This is a genomic window from Pseudomonas sp. S34, from assembly GCF_009866745.1.
In the GTDB taxonomy this organism is placed as follows: domain Bacteria; phylum Pseudomonadota; class Gammaproteobacteria; order Pseudomonadales; family Pseudomonadaceae; genus Aquipseudomonas; species Aquipseudomonas jessenii.
Map to the genome: position 1 here is coordinate 4,692,347 of NZ_CP019398.1, position 17,515 is coordinate 4,709,861.

Consider the following 17,515-nt stretch of genomic DNA (forward strand, 5'->3'; position numbering starts at 1 on the left):
CCCCGCCGCCGAGGCCGCCGCTGAAGTCAAACGGCCGTCAGTTCCACAGGCCGATCTTTTCCAGTTCCTGCTTGAAGTTGTCGCGGGTGATCAGCGTCACGTCATCCATGGCGGTGTACTTCGCCGGTTCTTTGCCGGTGGTGACCCACTCGTACATCATGCTGGCGGTGTTGTAGCCCTCGATGTGCGGGCTCGGCAGCATCGAGCCGTAGAAGCCGCTGTCGGGTTTCTTCAGCTCGCCGATGGCGTCGGTACCGTTGATGCCGATGCCGATCACGTTGGCCGCGGCGAAACCGGCGCTCTCGGTGGCGCGCACACCGCCGAGCACGGTGTTGTCGTTCATGCCGCCGATGATCAGGTTTTTCGCCGCCCCCGGCAGTTTCACCAGGGCCGAGTTGGTGGCGTCCATGCTGCCCGGCACGTCGAGGGTCTTGAGGGCCGCGAACAGGATGTGGTCTTTCGGCATGCCGGCATCCTGCAGCGCTTTCACCGAACCGTCGGTGCGCTTCTTGCCGGTGTCGAGTTCGTTGTAGGTGTTGATCACCGCATAGGTGTCTTTCCAGTCCCAGCCGCGTTTCTTCGCTTCGGTCGCCATGGCATTGCCTTGTTTCTGACCGACTTCGAAAGCGGCCATGCCGAGGTACGGCACGTCTTCCATGAACTTGCCGCTGGCATCGACGAAACGGTCATCGACGGCGATCACTTTCAACCCGTTGAGTTTGGCCTTGGCCATGATCGCCGGGCCGAGGGACACGTCCGGCGGGCAGATCACGAACCCCTTGGCGCCGTTGGCCGCGAGGCTGTCGATGGCAGAAAGGGTTTTCTCACCGTCGGGCACGGCGATCTTGATCAGGGTGAAGCCCTTCTCTTTCCCGGCCTTTTCGGCAAAGGCCCACTCGGTCTGGAACCAGGGTTCTTCGGCCTGTTTGACCAGGAAACCGATCTTCACTTCCTCGGCTGCCGGCAGCGTGTTGCTCAGGCTGAACGCCGAGACCGCCAACGCGGCACAGCACAGGGAACGGATAGCATGACGACGATTCATAAGCTGACTCCTTGTTATTTTTCTTGAGCACTCGTTGAAAGCGTTCTTTGTTAACCAACGGGCGGTAAAAACATACTGCCAATAGTCATATCGTATGATGATTGGATTTCAGGCGTAGCAAGGCGCCGGAAAGCCCGATCACTCAGTCGTGGTACATCACCGAGCGACCACCATCGATGGTGATGCACGAGGCATTGATGAACGGCGCTTCATCACTGGCCAGGAACACGGCGGTCATTGCCACTTCGATCGCCTGCCCGATACGGCGCGGCGGGTGCAGGTCAAACGCGCGCTGGCGTTCGGCGTGGGGGTCGGCAAAACCGTTCCAGTAATCGACGTTCAACTGGGTTTCGATGTAGCCCGGCGCAATCGCGTTGACGCGCACACCCTTGGGCGCATATTCGATGCCCAAAGCGCGGGTCAGGCCGAGCAGGCCATGCTTGGCCACCGGGTACGGGAAGCATCCAGGAATGATGTGGGTGGAATGGGTGGACGCGATATTGATGATGCTGCCGACGCCCTGCTCGATCATCTGCGGCAGCACCGCCTTGCAACCGTACCAGGCACCATCGAGGTCGATGGCAAAGCAGCGACGCCAGTCTTCCTCGGTCATTTCCAGCGGATCGCGGAATACGTTGACCCCGGCGCAGTTGACCAGCACATCGATCCGGCCGTGCAGGTCGATCGCCAGCCGGGCCATGGCGTGCAGGTCCTGCTGACGCGACACGTCGGCCTTGATCGCCACCACATCGGCGCCCTGGTCTCGCCAATGCGCCGCGACCTTCTCGACTTTCTCGCCCTGAATGTCGCTGATGATCAGCCTGGCCTGCTGGGACGCGAAGGTCGCCACAATCGCTTCGCCAATACCCTGGGCGGCACCGGTCAGCAAGACGACCTTGTTTTTCAGGCGTTCGCCCTTGGGCGGTTCGGGAACCGGTGGCAATGACAGTGGTTCAGCCATGGATCAAGACTCCTGTTCGAAAACACGACGAAAACCGGGCATCTGTCGATGTCCGGTCAAAAGGCGCTGGGTAGGAAACAGGCGAGTGCGAAACGTTTCAGCCTGGAAACGTTCTGAGGCACAGGCTCCGCAAGGGAGCACGGGGGAACTTCGCTGCATCACTTCACCTGTTTTGTTTTTTTAAGTGTGAGTGCATGTAACTGGTGGGGCCGACTATAAACCCGGCCCGCGATAAATCTCAATATATATATTTGCATCCCATATTTTGGGATTTACCCAGCAAAGCGCGTGCAATGTTTTCCAGGCACATCCACTGCGATCGACAACACAGCCCCATCCAACGGATGGCCCAGCGGACAGGCCGCACTGGTGATGTACAGGGTTTTGAGGTCTGTACCACCGAACACGCAACTGGTGGGACGACTGACCGGCAGTTCAATGATCCGATCGACTTTGCCGTCCGGGCTCAACCTGAGCAGGCAGCTGCCGTCCCAACGGGCATTCCAGATAAAACCTTCGGCATCCATCGCTGAACCATCCGGGCCGCCACGCTCGTGCGGACCAAACCAGACCTGTGGCGCATCGAGGGCTCCGTCGGCACGGATGAAATGTCGATACAAGGTGCCGTCGAGGCTGTCGCCGAAATACACGCTGGTGGCGTCATCGCTCCACAGCAGCGTGTTGGGAATGCCCAGATTGCGCAGCAACGGCGCAACCCGCCCGGCGCGATCGATGCGGAACAGTCCACCGGAACGGTGGACGATGGGCAGGTCTTCGCCGTTTGCGCCGATGTTGTTTTGCATGGTGCCGAGCCAGAGCCGGCCTTGGGCGTCGCAACGGGCTTCATTGGGGCGGTTGCCCGGTTGCGGATCGGCAACGCAAAACAGTGTCAGGCGCGGCGCCAGGCCCGGTGAATCGAGATCGAGCCGATACACGCCGCTGCTCAATGCCACCAGGGCATCGCCGCTTTCGCAGGGAATGAACGCCGACACGTGCTCCGGCATCTGCCAGATCTGCACGTTGGCGCCGATCAGCCGCAACGCCTGCTTACCGGCGATATCCACCCAGTACAGGGCTTGGGTGGGCGCATCCCAGAACGGGCCTTCGCCCAGTTGTGCCCGATGCCCGGTAACCGCGCTCCACGTCATGAAGCCTCCTGCGTTGTTCTTGTTTTATGTGGGAGCGGGCTTGCTCGCGAAAGCGTCGGCACATTCGACTTCACCGCAACCTGACACACCGCCTTCGCGAGCAAGCCCGCTCCCACCGGGGGATCTTCGTGTTTAGCTGGCTTTTCTATCGGCCATGACTTGAGGGTAGTAACGCTTGATCGCAAGGTCCGCGTTATCGATCAGGGTCATGCAGGCCCAGACACCCCGGGCGGTATCCCGGGCCGCGATAGCCTCGGCCAGGTCCCGGTGAATCGGCAGGGTGCGACGCAGTTCATCCGGGTCGGCGGCGGACACTTCAAAGGCCACCGCCAGCAACGCGCCGAGGGCGGGAACCATTTGTTCAATGAATTGATTGTGGCTGGCGGCGAGGATGCACTCGTGGAAGAACTGATCGGCGCGGTTGTAATCGATGCCGCTGTCCACCGCCCGTTCCAGCGCGTTGCAGGCCAACAGGATCTCGTTCACCTGTTCGCCGGTTGCGCGCTCGCAGGCCCAGCGCACGGCCATCGGTTCGATGGTGCGGCGCAGGTCGAGCAGATCGTCGACGAAGTTTTCCGGTAAGCCGCTGCGCGACAACCAGCCAACGACTTGTGGATCGAAGAGGTTCCAGCGCCGCACTGGCAATACCCGCGTGCCGACTTTCGGCCCGACCTCAAGCATGCCTTTGGCAACCAGGGTCTTGATGGCTTCACGGATGACCGTGCGGCTCACGCCGAGTTGTTCGCCGAGGTCGGCTTCGACCTTGAGTGACTCACCTGGCTTGACCTGCCCCGTGGCGAGCCAACAACCCAGCCAGTCAACCGTCGATGCATGAAAGCTGCTGGACATGGACACCTCAATGCCGTTCGCGATAGAGGCCCACGCTAATCATCATATGATTGGATGTCAATTTGATTTTTTGAGTGTTCGCAACCCCCTGTGGGAGCGAGCTTGCTCGCGATGACGGAGCAACAGGCAACATGGATGTTGAATGTTATGCCCTCATGGCGAGCAAGCTCGCTCCCACAGGGTTATGGGTCAGGGTTCGAGACCGATGGGGAAGAACTCGCCGCCACTCCATACACCGAGCCAGCGCTGGCCGTCGATCTCGCGACTCACCGCCAGCTCCACCAATTGATAGAACACGTTGCGATGGATCAACGCTTCAAGATTGCCGCGCACATGCACGTAAGGGGCAGGCTCTTGCGTTACCGGGTCGATGACCACACGCATCGGATGATCGGCGCCGGCCTCGGTGGTTTCATCGACGTTGGTGGTAAAGCGCAACACCTGCGCCTCGCCCTCGCCTTCCACGTCCACCGCAATCGCCACGAACGGCGCATCGTCGACCTTGATCCCGACCTTTTCCACCGGAGTTATCAGGAAATAATCATCGCCGTCGCGACGAATGATGGTGGAGAACAGTTTGACCATCGGCTTGCGCCCGATCGGCGTGCCCAGGTAATACCAGGTGCCGTCCCGGGCGATGCGCATGTCGATGTCGCCGCAGAAATCGGGATTCCACAGGTGCACCGGCGGCAAGCCTTTGGTCTTGGGGATTTGCCCCAGCAAGTCGTTGGCTTTTTGCGGGCCACTCATGGCGTTCTCCTTGAAATTACTGGTCGCTGAGCCCCAGCAGGCTGCGCGCGTATTGCTCCAGCGGCGGGCCCATCAGGTCTTCGGGTTTTTTATCGTGGAACGTCAGTAAACCGCCACGACTCTTGATGGTTGCAGTATCAATCAAATACTGGGTGCTGGTCTCGATCAACATGATCTGAATCATACCGCTGTCGATGCCGAGGCGGTCCAGGGCTTCCTGGTCCAGCCACTCGTCAGAGTTGCCGATACGGTCGTCAGATTTGGCAAATCGGGTGTAGAGCAGGTAGTGCGCACCGGCGGCACGGGCTTCGCCCATGGCCTGGTCGAGGCCTTCCGGTGTACGGGCACGGCGGACCATCGGGAAGTATTCGACGAAGCCATCGAACGCGACTTCGGCAATCACGTTGGGCCGTGGGTAAAGGGCGCTGCCCGGCGGCACGAAAGCGCCTTGGGCGATGTAGACGAACGAGTCCGGCTGAATGCGCAGGTTGTTTACGCGACGGCTGTCACTGTGATCGAGCAACCCCGCATCGCTCATATGGTAACGAGTCCCTTCGGCCATATCGCTGACGTTCATGCAGCCACCAAGTGCCAAAACGGCCAGCAGCAAAACCAGGCTACGCATCCTATCCTCCAGAGGCCGGTGTCGGAAAACCGGCGAATGGCCGTAGGATGCAGCTTTTGCGCCAGCTCATGAGCAGTGGCATCTGACAGTCCGAATCGCGAGCAAGCTCGCTCCCACAGGGAATTGCATATCACCTGTGGGAGCGAGCTTGCTCGCGATTGCGGAAGATCAGCCGCCGATAATCTTCATGACAGTCGCGCCGCCAGAGAACGCCACTTCCTGCTTGTCACCCAAGGCTTTCACCAGCAGCCGCTGCAGGGCCGGCAGGGCCTGATGGCGTGGTTTGTCCAGCAGGTCACCGATGTAATGGCGATTGCTCGACGACAGGCAGCCATGCAGCCACCCGGTGGAAGACAAACGAAGTCGCGAACAGGTACGGCAGAAAGGCACGCTCTCGTTGGCGATCACGCCGAAATAACCCTGGCCGGGAATTTCATATCGAACAGCCGTCGCATCGACCGGGGCATCGGCTTGCAGGTATTCGTAGCGTTCGCCGATCAGGCTCAGCAATTGCTGGAGACTGACGAACTGCTGCAGAAAGGCATTGGAATCGTTGGCCAGGTGGCCCATGCGCATCAGTTCGATGAAGCGCAGTTCATAACCGCGCTCCAGGCAGTAGTCGAGCAGCGGCATCACTTGATCGAGGTTCTGTCCGCGCAGCGGCACCATGTTGACCTTGATCTTCATGCCGGCCGCACTGGCCTCGCTCATGCCGTCGAGCACGGTGGCCAGGTCGCCGCCCCGGGCAATACTGCGGAACGCACTGGCGTCGAGAGTATCGAGGGAGACGTTGAGACGCCGAATGCCGGCGTTCACCAGCAGCGGCAGTTTCTTCGCCAGCAACTGGCCATTTGTGGTCAGGCTGATGTCTTCCAGGCCCATCTGCCCGACCGCCGTCATGAACGCTTCGAGTTTCGGGCTGACCAGTGGCTCGCCGCCGGTAATGCGCAGACGCTCGATGCCCGCTGCTTCAATCAGATAAGCCACGCCGCGCGCCATGGCTTCGGCCGACAATTCATCCTGCGCAGCCACCAGCCGCTTGCCGTTGGGCACGCAGTAGGTACAGGCGTAATTGCAGGCTGAGGTCAGACTGATTCGCAAGTTGCGAAAACGCCTGCCTTGACGATCAACGATCATGGTCACTCCGGCGGAAGAATATCGGGCTGCTAAAACTTGACTCAGAAATCAAGTTTTAGCAAGTCCTCTACCTGAGTATATTCCTGCGCTACTGCGCCATGTAGCGAAATCATGGCGCAATAAGGCAACTGAATGGCTCAGCTGCCGGAAGTGTCGGTGTCACGCTTGCGCTTGTTGCCCATGCGCACGCCGATGTCCATCAGGAACTGGAAGAAACCTTCCTGATCTTCCAGCACATTGCTCCAGAACGGCGAGTGATACAGCGCGACGGCACCGTGCACCAGCGCCCAGGACGCGCAGTAGTGGAAGTAAGGTGGCACGTCTTCCAGCTTGCCTTCGCTGATCCGGCCCTTGATCAGCAAGGTCAGGCGTTCGAAGTTCGAGGCACGGATCTTGTGCAGTTCCTCGATCATCTCCGGCACCTGGTTGCCCTTGACCACTTTCTCTTCGAGGCGGTCGAACAGGCGATAGCGTTGTGGATCGCGCATGCGGAATTCGAAGTAGGCCCGGGACAGGGCTTCCTTGTCCTTGTCGACATCGGCCGAATGCAGCAGAGCGTTCAAATCGCGCTCGTAGTCGAGCATCAGGCGCAGATAGATTTCCGCCTTGGATTTGAAGTGCTTGTAGATCGTGCCTTTGCCGATACCGACGGCATCAGCAATCATCTCGACGGTGACACTGTCTTCACCTTGTTCGAGGAACAGCTTGAGCGCGGTATCGAGAATTTCCTGCTCGCGGCGACGGAATTCACGGACCTTACGAGGTTCTTTATGCATAAGAAAAGGTCTGTCGGGGTCAAAATTCGAAGCCGCGTATTATGCCTAACTTACGCAAAAATGCACGGATCATCCGACCATATCTGCGCTTTCTGGTCATTCCGCGTACGTTTACAGGGTGATGAGAACTCTTCCGAAGCGCACGTATTCCAAATTTGTTTAAAAACCCGGACCGGTAAACTGGACGAGGCGCAATCCTGATCAATACTTGAACTGTCGGCGGGGCATCTCCCCCAAGTGTCACGCCGATATTGGTACCAACGGACCGCGTGCCATTGTTTTACTCCTAATGGTCTTAACCCGGATTCACCCCCCAGAACCCGGGTTTTTTTTGCCTGCGATTTAACCTTTTACATGTGCCAGCGGGAACAGTCGCTGGAAATTCGCCGTGGTTTGCTCGGCAAACCGCTCGTAGGGCTCACCACGCAACATTGCCAGAAATTCCGCAACTTCACGCACGTACTGCGGCAGGTTTGGTTTGCCACGATAGGGAATCGGCGCCAGGTACGGCGAGTCGGTTTCCACCAACAATCGGTCGGCAGGCACCTTGCTGGCCACATCGCGCAACGCATCGGCATTGCGGAAAGTGACAATCCCGGACAGGGAAATGTAATAGCCCATGTCCAGCGCAGCCTTCGCCATCTCCCAGTCTTCGGTAAAGCAATGCAGTACGCCCGCCTGGGGCAGCGCCGCTTCACGCAGCAAGTCCAGGGTATCGGTGCGGGCGCCACGGGTATGGATGATCACCGGTTTGCCGGTCTGCTGCGCCGCTTGCAGGTGCAGGCGGAACGATTCCTGCTGCAACTCTGCTGCTTCCGGCTCGTAGTGGTAATCGAGGCCGGTTTCGCCAATCGCCACCACCCGCGGGTGATTGAGCTCCTGCAACAGCCAGTCCAGCGCCGGCGCGGCCCCCGGCTGCACATCCAGAGGGTGCACGCCCACCGAGCAGTCGACATCGTCATAACGTTCGGCCAGGGCCTTGACGTCGGCCGCGTTGTCCGCGCTGACACCGATACACAGAAAGTGCCCTACCCCACGCTGCCGGGCAGCCTCCAGGGCAGCATCCAGGGAGCCCTCGTGGGCGGTCAGGTCAAGGCGATCAAGGTGACAATGGGAATCTACGAGCATAAAGGGCTGCAACTTGTATGGGTGGGACGGTCGGATGTTCTGATACTCAGAGTCTAGGCGCAGACAGTCATCGTTGGGCAGGCAACGACGCCCATTGCACCAGCAATGCTTCCAGCAACAAGGCCGGGTTGAGGTTGGCCTTGCTCAGAACTTTCTGCCGCTGGGCGAGGATCCAGTCCTGAATATCGAGGACTTTGCCCTGGGCGCTTTTCTGCGCCAGGTATTGCACGACCTTGCGCATGTCGGTCAGGCCGAGGCCGGCTTCATCCTGAGTCAATTGATAGCGCAGGATCAGGCTCGACCAATCGCAGAACCAATCGAACAGGCGCAACATTGGAATGTTTTTCCATTCTTCGGCCAGTTGCGTCGGCGACTGTTGTTGCTTGAGGAGTTTTTTCACCCCTTCCACCACTTGCGTGCGCTGTTCACGCACGCCCTGGGCCTGGAGATTGACCGCCGCCAGCGGCGAACCGGCGGCCAGCGTCAGCAGTTCGACGCGCTCATCTTCGGAGCACTCTGGCAACGCCTGGGCCAACCACTTCAAGCTCATGGCCTCGCCCGGCAGCGGACAGGCCTGCTGCACGCAGCGACTCTTGATGGTTGGCAACAAGCGGCTCGGCTGATGGCTGACCAGCAACAGAACGGTATCGCCGGACGGTTCTTCAAGGCTTTTTAGCAAGGCGTTGGCGGCGTTGATGTTCATCGACTCGGCCGGCTCGATCAGCACCACTTTGCGCCCGCCCAACTGCGCGGTCTGCACCACGAAACCGACCAGGTCGCGAACCTGGTCGACCTTGATCGCCTTGTCGGCTTCTTCCGGCTCCAGGATGTAGTTGTCCGGATGGCTGCCAGCCTTGAGCAGCAGGCAGGATTTGCATTCGCCGCAGGCTTGCAGCGCGTTCGGGCGCTGGCACAGCAAGCTGGCCATCAAGCGCTCGGCCAGTGCCCGCTTGCCGATTCCGGCGGGGCCATGCAGCAGGTAGGCGTGCGCATGCTGGGTGCGACCGGCCAGTTGCTGCCAGAGGTTTTCCTGCCACGGATAGGCCTCAGCCACGGCTCAACTCCAGCAGGCGCGGCAGCAAGGCATCCAGCGATCGCTGAACCTGTGCCAACGGCTGGGCAGCATCGACCAGCACATAACGCGCCGGATCCGCCTTGGCCCGCTTGAGGAAGGCACTGCGTACGGCATCGAAAAAGGTCCGGCCTTCGAGCTCGAAGCGATCCAGACGACCACGAGCGCTGGCGCGGGCCAGGCCGACCTCGACAGGCAGATCGAAAATCAGCGTGAGATCCGGGCGCAGATCGCCCTGGACGAAGGTTTCCAGGGTCGCGATGCGCTCCAGCGACAAGCCGCGACCGCCGCCTTGATAGGCGTATGTCGAGTCGGTAAAACGATCACACAAGACCACGGCACCGCGGGCCAGCGCCGGGCGAATCACCTCGGCCAGATGCTGGGCACGCGCCGCGAACACCAACAGCAACTCGGTATCCGGGTTCATGACTTCATCGACCGGGGCCAGCAGCACTTCACGAATGCGCTCGGCCAACGGCGTGCCACCCGGCTCGCGGGTCAGCACCACCTCGATGCCCGCGGCGCGCAGGCGCTCGGCCAGGTATTCGCGATTGGTGCTCTTGCCGGCGCCTTCCGGGCCTTCCAGAGTAATAAACAAGCCAGTCACAGGCAGTCCTTAATCAGAGTCATTGCGGGCTTTTCGGTGCGCTTGCATCGGGTTCGGGCGTTTCAGGGGCTGGCGCAGGATCTTGCGCCGGCACTTGCGGCAGCGCCTCGGGAACCGTGTTCGGTGAAGCGGCCGGGATCGGCGCCTGCTCCTGCGAAGACCTGGCCTCCTGCATACCGTTTTGCTCAGCCTGGATTGGCGGCATCTCGGGCGTAGTAGCCGGAGCCGGGCTGGAGCGGTAATCGGCGCGACGCTTGAGCTGGAACTCCTTCACGGCATTGTTGTGGGCATCCAGGTCGTCGGAGAACACATGGGTGCCATCGCCACGCGCCACGAAGTAAAGGCTGTTGCCATCCACCGGATTGAGTGCCGCATGGATGGCTTCGCGACCGACCATCGAAATCGGCGTCGGCGGCAGGCCCGCATTCATGTAGGTGTTATACGGCGTCGATTCCCTGAGGTGAGCCCGGGTCAGCTTGCCGCTGTAGCGGTCGCCGAGGCCGTAGATCACCGTCGGGTCGGTCTGCAGCAGCATGCCTATCGCCATGCGTCGTACAAACACGCCGGCAATCTGCCCGCGCTCCTGCGGTACGCCGGTTTCCTTTTCCACCAGCGAAGCCATGATCAGCGCCTGGTAGGGTTCGGTGTACGGTGTATCTGCAGAGCGCTTTTCCCACTCCTTGGCGAGCACTTCATCGAGGCGGTCGTAAGCGGTTTTCAGCACCTCGACATCGGACATGCCCCGCACGTAACGATAGGTGTCAGGGAAGAAGCGCCCTTCCGGAAAAATCCCGGTGTGGCCGAGCTTGTCCATGACCTGGCTATCGCTCAAACCGTCAAGACTATGTTCGAGCTTCTCTTCCCTGGCCAGCGCTGCGCGGACCTGACGGAAACTCCAGCCTTCGACCAGGGTCAGGCTGTACTGAACCATTTCCCCGCGTTTCCACAGGTCGATCAGGCCTTCGACGGTCATGCCGGGCTGCATGCGGTATTCACCGCTGTGCAGGGGTTGTCTGGCGAGGTTGAAGCGCCAATACACCCGCAGCCAGAATGCGTCCTTGATGACGCCGTTGGCTTCGAGTCGGTAGAGGGTGCGGGTCGGCGTGGTGCCCTTGGGCACATCCAGCAATTGTTCCTGGGTAATATTCAGCGGCTGTACCAGCGCCGAATGAATCTTCCAGGCTGAAGCACCCATCAGCAGCCCCGCCAGAACCACACCGGTTTCCAGCAGCAGCAAGAGTTTACGTCTCACGTATCAAGCATCCAGTAGCACACGGGCAATGGTTTGGAGTTTACGGGTGAGCGGCCCAACCGGCCAGTGAAGAGCAGCATAGGCGCGCACCGGCCAGACACCATACACGCTGTTGCAGACAAAGACTTCGTCAGCCCATTGCAGCTGTTCGAGGGGGATATCGGTGATTTGCGTGGGGATTCCCAGCGACTTGGCCTGAAACAATATTTCTGCGCGCATCACGCCTGCCACGCCGCAGCGCTTGAGGTCAGCTGTGATGAGCACGCCATCACGCACCAGGAACAAGTTGCTGAACACACCTTCAATTACGCGCCCGGCCTGATCGAGCATCAAGCCTTCGGCATGCTCGGTGTCCTGCCATTCGGCACGGGCGAGGACTTGTTCAAGACGATTCAGGTGCTTGAGGCCGGCCAGTAATGGCTGCCTGGACAATCGCGTGGCGCAGGGAAACAAACGAACACCCTGTTCACCATGCGCGGCAGGGTAAGCCGCAGGTGGACTGCCTTGCACAATGCGTCGGGCCTGGGCCGAAGGATCGGGGGCATAACCGCGCAGACCGTCGCCACGGGTGAGAATGAGCTTGAGCACCCCGTCACCCAGTGCCGCGGCGTAGGCCAGCAGTTCGCTGCGGATCAGCTCCTGCTCGGCTGTTATCGCCAGGCGCGAACAGCCATCCGCCAGGCGCGACAGATGCCGGTCCAGCAACACGGGCTGGCCGCTGCGCACGGCGATGGTCTCGAACAGACCATCGCCATAAGCCAGGCCGCGATCCTTCAGCGACAAAGCGTCAGCCGGCTGACCGTCGACCCAGCTGTCCATCAGCCTGCGAACCGACGGAACACCAGCGAACCGTTGGTGCCGCCAAAACCGAAGGAGTTGGAAACGACCACATCGATATCCATGTTGCGCGCCGTGTGCGGCACAAAATCGAGATCGCAGCCTTCGTCCGGCTCATCGAGGTTGATGGTCGGCGGCGCTACCTGGCTGTTGATTGCCAGCACGCTGAAGATCGCCTCGACCGCGCCCGCCGCACCCAGCAGGTGACCGGTCATGGACTTGGTGGAACTGACGGCCAGCTTGTAGGCGTGCTCGCCGAATACCGACTTGATCGCATTGACTTCGGCCAGGTCGCCTGCAGGAGTCGAGGTGCCGTGGGCGTTGATGTACTGCACTTGATCGCCATTGATTTTGGCATCGCGCAGCGCATTGGTGATGCAGCGCGCAGCACCCGCACCATCGGCTGGCGGCGAGGTCATGTGGTAGGCATCGCCACTGGTGCCGAAGCCGATCAGCTCGGCGTAGATGGTCGCGCCACGCGCCTTGGCGTGCTCGAGTTCTTCCAGTACCAGCGCACCGGCGCCATTGGACAATACGAAGCCATCGCGACCCTTGTCCCATGGACGGCTCGCGCGGGTCGGCTCGTCGTTGCGGGTCGACAGCGCGCGGGAAGCGCCGAAGCCGCCCATGCCAAGACCGCAGGCCGCCATCTCGGCGCCGCCGGCAATCATCACGTCAGCTTCGTCGTACATGATGTTGCGGGCCGCCATACCAATGCAGTGTGTACCGGTGGTACAGGCCGTGGCGATGGCGTAGTTGGGTCCCTGTGCACCGAGGTGGATGGACAGGAAACCGGAAATCATATTGATGATCGAGCCTGGCACGAAGAACGGAGAGATCCGTCGTGGGCCGGTCTCATGCAGCGTGCGGGCGGTTTCTTCGATATTGGTCAGACCGCCAATACCCGAGCCCATGGCCACGCCGATACGCTCACGGTTGGCGTCAGTGACTTCCAGACCGGCATTGCGTACCGCCTGAAAACCTGCGGCCAGACCGTATTGAATGAACAGGTCGAGCTTGCGGGCTTCCTTGACCGACAGGTATTCCTCGACATTGAAGTCCTTTACCGAGCCGCCAAAACGGGTGGAATAGGCAGAAAGGTCGGCGTGTTCGATCAGACCAATGCCACTGCGGCCAGCCAGAATGCCCTGCCAGCTGCTCGGCACATCCGTGCCCAGTGGCGACAACATACCCATACCGGTGACTACGACGCGTCTACGCGACACAGCACTCTCCTTTTTTCAAATGACGACTTTGCATCAGGCCTAAAGAAAAAACCGCACGCCATGATGGCAGTGCGGTTTTTCCATGACAGCGAGCAACGATTACAAACTATTACGCCTGGTGGCTAGTAACGTAGTCGATTGCAGCTTGTACAGTAGTGATCTTCTCGGCTTCTTCGTCAGGGATTTCGGTCTCGAATTCCTCTTCCAGAGCCATCACCAGCTCAACGGTGTCAAGGGAGTCGGCACCCAGGTCTTCAACGAAGGAAGCAGTGTTGACCACTTCTTCTTCTTTAACGCCCAGTTGCTCAGCAACGATTTTCTTGACGCGCTCTTCGATGGTGCTCATACCTTGTTTTCACTCCTAATGGACAAATTCAGGCAGCTGGCCAGTGGGTAAGTGTATAGAAAGGCTTTTCAGCTTTTCAACTGAAAGCTTCACTCCTCGAACCCGGTGACCCTCTGCCTATAAATAGATTGCAGCTTTATAACGGATTTTAGACAGCTCGTATGACATTTTTTTGAAGCAATCCGTCACATTTGAATTACATGTACATCCCGCCGTTCACCGGGATTGTAGCTCCGGTAACGTAAGCCGCACCGTCCGACGCAAGAAAAGCGACCACGGACGCGATCTCTTGAGCCTGCCCCAGACGACCCAGCGGAATCTGCGTCTGCAAGGCTTCACGCTGTGCCTCGGGCAGTTCACGGGTCATATCGGTATCGATGAACCCAGGAGCCACCGAGTTTACCGTAATCGAACGCGAACCGACTTCGCGCGCCAGAGCACGGCTGAAACCTTCCAGACCGGCCTTGGCGGCAGCGTAGTTTACTTGGCCTGCGTTGCCCATGGCACCCACAACCGAGCCAATACTGATAATTCGGCCCCAACGAGCTTTGGTCATGCCGCGCAAAACGCCCTTGGACAGGCGGAACAGACTGTTCAGATTGGTATCGACAACGTCGTGCCACTCGTCGTCTTTCATGCGCATCATCAGGTTATCGCGGGTGATACCGGCATTATTGACCAGAATCGCCGGCGCACCGAACTGCTCCTGAATGCTCGCCAGAACACTTGCCACGGACTCGTCGCTGGTGACATTGAGTTCCAGGCCAGTGCCCTGAATACCGTTTTCCTTCAGGGTCGCGGCAATGCGCTCAGCACCCGACGCGGAGGTCGCGGTACCAACAACGATGGCGCCCTGACGACCCAGTTCCAGGGCGATAGCCTGGCCGATGCCACGGCTTGCACCGGTGACCAGTGCAACTTTACCTTGCAGACTCATGCAAGCTTCTCCTGATTCAGGCCAACGCTGCACGGGCGGCAGCGAAAGCGTCTGGGGTATTGAGGTTGGATGTCGACACGCCTTCGGCGCAACGCTTGTTCAGACCGGCCAGCACTTTACCCGGGCCACACTCGACCAGGTTGGTCGCGCCCTTGGCGGCCAGTGCCTGAACCGACTCAACCCAGCGTACTGGCTTGTACAGTTGCTCGAGCAGATCGCGCTTGAGGGTTTCCAGATCGGCCGGCACCTGGGCACTGACGTTCTGCACCACGGGAATCTGCGGTGCCTGCCAGTCGATCGCCGCGATCGATTCGGCGAAACGCTCGGCAGCCGGGCGCATCAGTTCGCAGTGCGACGGCACGCTGACCGGCAACGGCATGGCACGCTTGGCGCCACGCGCCTTACAGCCCTCGATGGCGCGCTCGACGGCAGCCTTGGCACCGGCGATGACCACCTGGCCCGGCGAGTTGAAATTGACCGCGCTGACCACTTCGCCTTGCGCCGCTTCGGCACAGGCTGCCAGTACGTCGGCATCGTCCAGACCCAGGATGGCGGCCATGCCGCCCTGCCCGGCCGGAACGGCTTCCTGCATCAACTGCCCACGACGCTCGACGAGCTTCACCGCATCGCCCAGGCTCAGACTGCCTGCCGCGACCAGCGCGCTGTATTCACCCAGGCTGTGCCCGGCAACGTAAGCCGGGTGCGCACCACCTTCGGCCAGCCACAAACGCCACAGGGCGATAGAGGCGGTCAGAATGGCTGGCTGGGTTTTATCGGTTTGATTGAGTTGCTCTTCCGGCCCTTGCTGGGTCAGTGCCCACAGGTCGTAACCCAGTGCATCGGAAGCTTCTTTGAATGTTTCAAGGACAACCGGATGTTGCGCGCCCAGCTCGGCCAGCATGCCGAGGGACTGCGAACCCTGTCCTGGAAAGACGAATGCGAGGGAAGCAGACATGTAACAAGCCCCTAATGATCTTGTCGTCGGAGAGTTGGCGCCCCGCTTTGGGGACGCAAGAAACTGACAGTTGGATGGCCCATCGAACCAAGCGGTCACATTTAAGCATTGTCCGACGAAAACGCCTAAAGCAACAAATCCTCCAGACGACCGTGCAGGCGCTCGGGAAGATTCTCCTGAATCTCGATCAAGGCGCGCTGAATGGCACTCTGAAACCCCTGGACCCCTGCAGAACCGTGGCTTTTCACCACGATGCCCTGCAAGCCGAGGAAGCTTGCGCCATTATGTCGCGCCGGCGCCAGATCAGCCTGCAGGCGTTTCATCAAAGGCAGCGCCAAGGCACCGACAGCGCGGGAAGCGAGACTCTTCTTGAACAAGGCTTCGATACGCGCAGCAATCATGGTCGCAAGACCTTCGCTGGACTTGAGCAGGATATTACCGACAAAGCCATCGCAGACCACCACGTCCGCCTCACCGCGATACAAGCCATCACCTTCGATGAAGCCGATGTAGTTGATACCACGGGCGGCTTGCAACAACGTCGCCGCCAGCTTGACCTGTTGATTGCCCTTGATGTCTTCGGTGCCGATGTTCAGCAACGCCACCCGAGGACGGGTTATGCCCAGAGTCTCGGCCGCCACCGAGCCCATGACCGCAAACTGCAACAAATGCTCGGCACTGCAATCGACGTTGGCGCCCAGGTCGAGCAACTGGCAATAACCCTTTTGTGTCGGAATCGCCGCCACCATGGCCGGACGGTCAATGCCGGGCAAGGTCTTGAGCACGAACCGCGACAACGCCATCAGCGCACCGGTATTACCGGCACTGACACAGGCCTGGACCTTGCCGTCACGCAACAACTCAAGCGCCACGCGCATCGACGAGTCGGGCTTGCCGCGCAGGGCCTGGGCAGGTTTTTCGTCCATGGTGATGACTTCGGACGCCGGCGTAATCGACAGGCGCGCGCGATCCACAGCCGGATGGCCAGCGATCAGTTCTTCAAGAAGGGAGGGTTGACCGACGAGGGTCAGGTGCAGCGAGGGTGTGGCAGACAGACAAGCAAGGCTGGCCTGGACAATGCTGCGGGGACCGAAGTCCCCGCCCATTGCGTCAATCGCGATGACTTGAGCGGACAAGTGATTACTCGTCAGCGCCCTTGTCGATCACTTTACGGCCACGGTATACGCCTTCTGGCGATACGTGGTGACGCAGGTGAACTTCACCGGTGGTTTTTTCTACAGACAGGGTGCTAGCCTCGAGAGCGTCGTGCGAACGGCGCATGTCACGGGCAGAGCGGGATTTTTTGTTCTGCTGAACAGCCATAATTGATTAACTCCTAAACGTTTGGGTCACGCTTTAACTGCGCCAATACACTGAACGGGTTGGACCGCGTTACCTCGTCCTCGCTCGGTTCGGGCTCATCTGCTCCCGCCGGCTGCTGGCATTCTTCCGGATGATGAGCAGGCACAATGGGCAAGGCGAGCAGAAGCTCCTCCTCGATCAGTGACTGCAGATCCAAAGGATCTTCGCCCAGTTCCAGCACGTCATAACCTTTCGGCAACGACTGGGTATTCGCACCCTCCTTCACCACAGCGTAACTGCATTCGCTATGGATCGGCAGGGTGACCAGCTCAAGACAACGCTGGCAAACCATTTTGACTTCAGTGTCGATAAAGCTGTGGATGACCACAGATTTACGTTCATCTCGTTCAAAAACGAATTTAGCCTGCACCGTACCGACATTGTCGGAAAGCGGGTCGCAGAGTCTCTCCAAATCGGCCAGCAGCATTTCACCTTGAAGGGTGGTGCCACGATCAGCCAATTTGCGCGGGTCAACGTGAGGTGGAATCGGGTCATTCAACATAGG

At 59.8% G+C, this 17,515-nt stretch carries 20 protein-coding genes; all 20 read right to left on the reverse strand.

What is annotated here, in order from left to right; genetic code table 11:
* Nucleotides 1-37: 37 nt before the first annotated feature.
* Nucleotides 38-1,042: a substrate-binding domain-containing protein gene (locus PspS34_RS20820; RefSeq protein ID WP_154860309.1), complete on the reverse strand. Its 1,005-nt coding sequence runs from the start codon at nt 1,040-1,042 to the stop codon at nt 38-40.
* Between the two features lie 142 nt (nt 1,043-1,184).
* A complete protein-coding gene (locus tag PspS34_RS20825; protein WP_154860310.1) occupies nt 1,185-2,003 on the reverse strand; it encodes an SDR family oxidoreductase in 819 nt (272 codons plus the stop codon).
* A gap of 272 nt (nt 2,004-2,275) precedes the next feature.
* Nucleotides 2,276-3,151 carry an SMP-30/gluconolactonase/LRE family protein gene (locus PspS34_RS20830; RefSeq protein ID WP_154860311.1) on the reverse strand — a complete coding sequence of 292 codons (876 nt, stop codon included), beginning with the start codon at nt 3,149-3,151 and terminating at the stop codon, nt 2,276-2,278.
* Nucleotides 3,152-3,283: 132 nt separating this feature from the next.
* Nucleotides 3,284-4,000 carry a FadR/GntR family transcriptional regulator gene (locus PspS34_RS20835; RefSeq protein WP_154860312.1) on the reverse strand — a complete coding sequence of 239 codons (717 nt, stop codon included), beginning with the start codon at nt 3,998-4,000 and terminating at the stop codon, nt 3,284-3,286.
* A 189-nt stretch (nt 4,001-4,189) separates the two neighbouring features.
* Nucleotides 4,190-4,750 carry a DUF1285 domain-containing protein gene (locus tag PspS34_RS20840; protein ID WP_154860313.1) on the reverse strand — a complete coding sequence of 187 codons (561 nt, stop codon included), beginning with the start codon at nt 4,748-4,750 and terminating at the stop codon, nt 4,190-4,192.
* A gap of 16 nt (nt 4,751-4,766) precedes the next feature.
* Nucleotides 4,767-5,375 carry a DUF4823 domain-containing protein gene (locus PspS34_RS20845; RefSeq protein WP_008016428.1) on the reverse strand — a complete coding sequence of 203 codons (609 nt, stop codon included), beginning with the start codon at nt 5,373-5,375 and terminating at the stop codon, nt 4,767-4,769.
* A 168-nt stretch (nt 5,376-5,543) separates the two neighbouring features.
* A complete protein-coding gene (locus PspS34_RS20850) occupies nt 5,544-6,512 on the reverse strand; it encodes a radical SAM protein (protein ID WP_090457196.1) in 969 nt (322 codons plus the stop codon).
* A gap of 137 nt (nt 6,513-6,649) precedes the next feature.
* Nucleotides 6,650-7,288 carry a TetR/AcrR family transcriptional regulator gene (locus PspS34_RS20855; RefSeq protein ID WP_007977040.1) on the reverse strand — a complete coding sequence of 213 codons (639 nt, stop codon included), beginning with the start codon at nt 7,286-7,288 and terminating at the stop codon, nt 6,650-6,652.
* Nucleotides 7,289-7,630: 342 nt separating this feature from the next.
* Nucleotides 7,631-8,416 carry a TatD family hydrolase gene (locus PspS34_RS20860; RefSeq protein WP_154860314.1) on the reverse strand — a complete coding sequence of 262 codons (786 nt, stop codon included), beginning with the start codon at nt 8,414-8,416 and terminating at the stop codon, nt 7,631-7,633.
* A 67-nt stretch (nt 8,417-8,483) separates the two neighbouring features.
* Complete coding sequence (locus PspS34_RS20865; RefSeq protein WP_154860315.1) at nt 8,484-9,470, reverse strand: DNA polymerase III subunit delta'; 987 nt, start codon at nt 9,468-9,470, stop codon at nt 8,484-8,486.
* Entirely contained in the window at nt 9,463-10,095 is a 633-nt protein-coding gene (gene tmk / locus PspS34_RS20870) for a dTMP kinase (protein WP_154860316.1), read from the reverse strand. The genes PspS34_RS20865 and tmk overlap by 8 nt, the downstream gene beginning before the upstream one ends.
* A gap of 19 nt (nt 10,096-10,114) precedes the next feature.
* A complete protein-coding gene (gene mltG, locus PspS34_RS20875; protein ID WP_154860317.1) occupies nt 10,115-11,347 on the reverse strand; it encodes an endolytic transglycosylase MltG in 1,233 nt (410 codons plus the stop codon).
* A 3-nt stretch (nt 11,348-11,350) separates the two neighbouring features.
* A complete protein-coding gene (gene pabC / locus PspS34_RS20880; RefSeq protein ID WP_154860318.1) occupies nt 11,351-12,166 on the reverse strand; it encodes an aminodeoxychorismate lyase in 816 nt (271 codons plus the stop codon).
* The gene (fabF, locus tag PspS34_RS20885; RefSeq protein ID WP_095056620.1) at nt 12,166-13,410 is read right to left on the reverse strand and encodes a beta-ketoacyl-ACP synthase II; all 1,245 of its coding nucleotides are present in this window, start codon (nt 13,408-13,410) and stop codon (nt 12,166-12,168) included. Before fabF ends, pabC begins: the two co-directional genes overlap by 1 nt.
* A 109-nt stretch (nt 13,411-13,519) precedes the next feature.
* Nucleotides 13,520-13,756: an acyl carrier protein gene (acpP, locus tag PspS34_RS20890; protein WP_003175607.1), complete on the reverse strand. Its 237-nt coding sequence runs from the start codon at nt 13,754-13,756 to the stop codon at nt 13,520-13,522.
* Nucleotides 13,757-13,952: 196 nt separating this feature from the next.
* Nucleotides 13,953-14,693, reverse strand: coding sequence for a 3-oxoacyl-ACP reductase FabG (fabG, locus tag PspS34_RS20895; protein ID WP_007987168.1), 741 nt, complete (start codon nt 14,691-14,693; stop codon nt 13,953-13,955).
* Between the two features lie 16 nt (nt 14,694-14,709).
* On the reverse strand, nt 14,710-15,648 hold the full coding sequence (fabD, locus tag PspS34_RS20900) for an ACP S-malonyltransferase (RefSeq protein ID WP_154860319.1): 939 nt from the start codon (nt 15,646-15,648) through the stop codon (nt 14,710-14,712).
* A gap of 125 nt (nt 15,649-15,773) precedes the next feature.
* Nucleotides 15,774-16,784, reverse strand: coding sequence for a phosphate acyltransferase PlsX (gene plsX / locus PspS34_RS20905; protein ID WP_154860320.1), 1,011 nt, complete (start codon nt 16,782-16,784; stop codon nt 15,774-15,776).
* A gap of 4 nt (nt 16,785-16,788) precedes the next feature.
* Entirely contained in the window at nt 16,789-16,971 is a 183-nt protein-coding gene (rpmF, locus tag PspS34_RS20910; RefSeq protein WP_003179396.1) for a 50S ribosomal protein L32, read from the reverse strand.
* 13 nt (nt 16,972-16,984) lie between these two features.
* Nucleotides 16,985-17,512: a YceD family protein gene (locus tag PspS34_RS20915; protein ID WP_007942001.1), complete on the reverse strand. Its 528-nt coding sequence runs from the start codon at nt 17,510-17,512 to the stop codon at nt 16,985-16,987.
* Between the last annotated feature and the right edge of the window lie 3 nt (nt 17,513-17,515).

What these genes read in the sequence shown, in the direction of transcription:
- PspS34_RS20820 (WP_154860309.1), bottom strand. Translation starts at nt 1,042, where the DNA reads ATGAATCGTCGTCATGCTATCCGTTCCCTGTGCTGTGCCGCGTTGGCG.
- PspS34_RS20825 (WP_154860310.1), bottom strand. Translation starts at nt 2,003, where the DNA reads ATGGCTGAACCACTGTCATTGCCACCGGTTCCCGAACCGCCCAAGGGC.
- PspS34_RS20830 (WP_154860311.1), bottom strand. Translation starts at nt 3,151, where the DNA reads ATGACGTGGAGCGCGGTTACCGGGCATCGGGCACAACTGGGCGAAGGC.
- PspS34_RS20835 (WP_154860312.1), bottom strand. Translation starts at nt 4,000, where the DNA reads ATGTCCAGCAGCTTTCATGCATCGACGGTTGACTGGCTGGGTTGTTGG.
- PspS34_RS20840 (WP_154860313.1), bottom strand. Translation starts at nt 4,750, where the DNA reads ATGAGTGGCCCGCAAAAAGCCAACGACTTGCTGGGGCAAATCCCCAAG.
- PspS34_RS20845 (WP_008016428.1), bottom strand. Translation starts at nt 5,375, where the DNA reads ATGCGTAGCCTGGTTTTGCTGCTGGCCGTTTTGGCACTTGGTGGCTGC.
- PspS34_RS20850 (WP_090457196.1), bottom strand. Translation starts at nt 6,512, where the DNA reads ATGATCGTTGATCGTCAAGGCAGGCGTTTTCGCAACTTGCGAATCAGT.
- PspS34_RS20855 (WP_007977040.1), bottom strand. Translation starts at nt 7,288, where the DNA reads ATGCATAAAGAACCTCGTAAGGTCCGTGAATTCCGTCGCCGCGAGCAG.
- PspS34_RS20860 (WP_154860314.1), bottom strand. Translation starts at nt 8,416, where the DNA reads ATGCTCGTAGATTCCCATTGTCACCTTGATCGCCTTGACCTGACCGCC.
- pabC (WP_154860318.1), bottom strand. Translation starts at nt 12,166, where the DNA reads ATGGACAGCTGGGTCGACGGTCAGCCGGCTGACGCTTTGTCGCTGAAG.
- acpP (WP_003175607.1), bottom strand. Translation starts at nt 13,756, where the DNA reads ATGAGCACCATCGAAGAGCGCGTCAAGAAAATCGTTGCTGAGCAACTG.
- fabG (WP_007987168.1), bottom strand. Translation starts at nt 14,693, where the DNA reads ATGAGTCTGCAAGGTAAAGTTGCACTGGTCACCGGTGCAAGCCGTGGC.
- fabD (WP_154860319.1), bottom strand. Translation starts at nt 15,648, where the DNA reads ATGTCTGCTTCCCTCGCATTCGTCTTTCCAGGACAGGGTTCGCAGTCC.
- rpmF (WP_003179396.1), bottom strand. Translation starts at nt 16,971, where the DNA reads ATGGCTGTTCAGCAGAACAAAAAATCCCGCTCTGCCCGTGACATGCGC.
- PspS34_RS20915 (WP_007942001.1), bottom strand. Translation starts at nt 17,512, where the DNA reads ATGTTGAATGACCCGATTCCACCTCACGTTGACCCGCGCAAATTGGCT.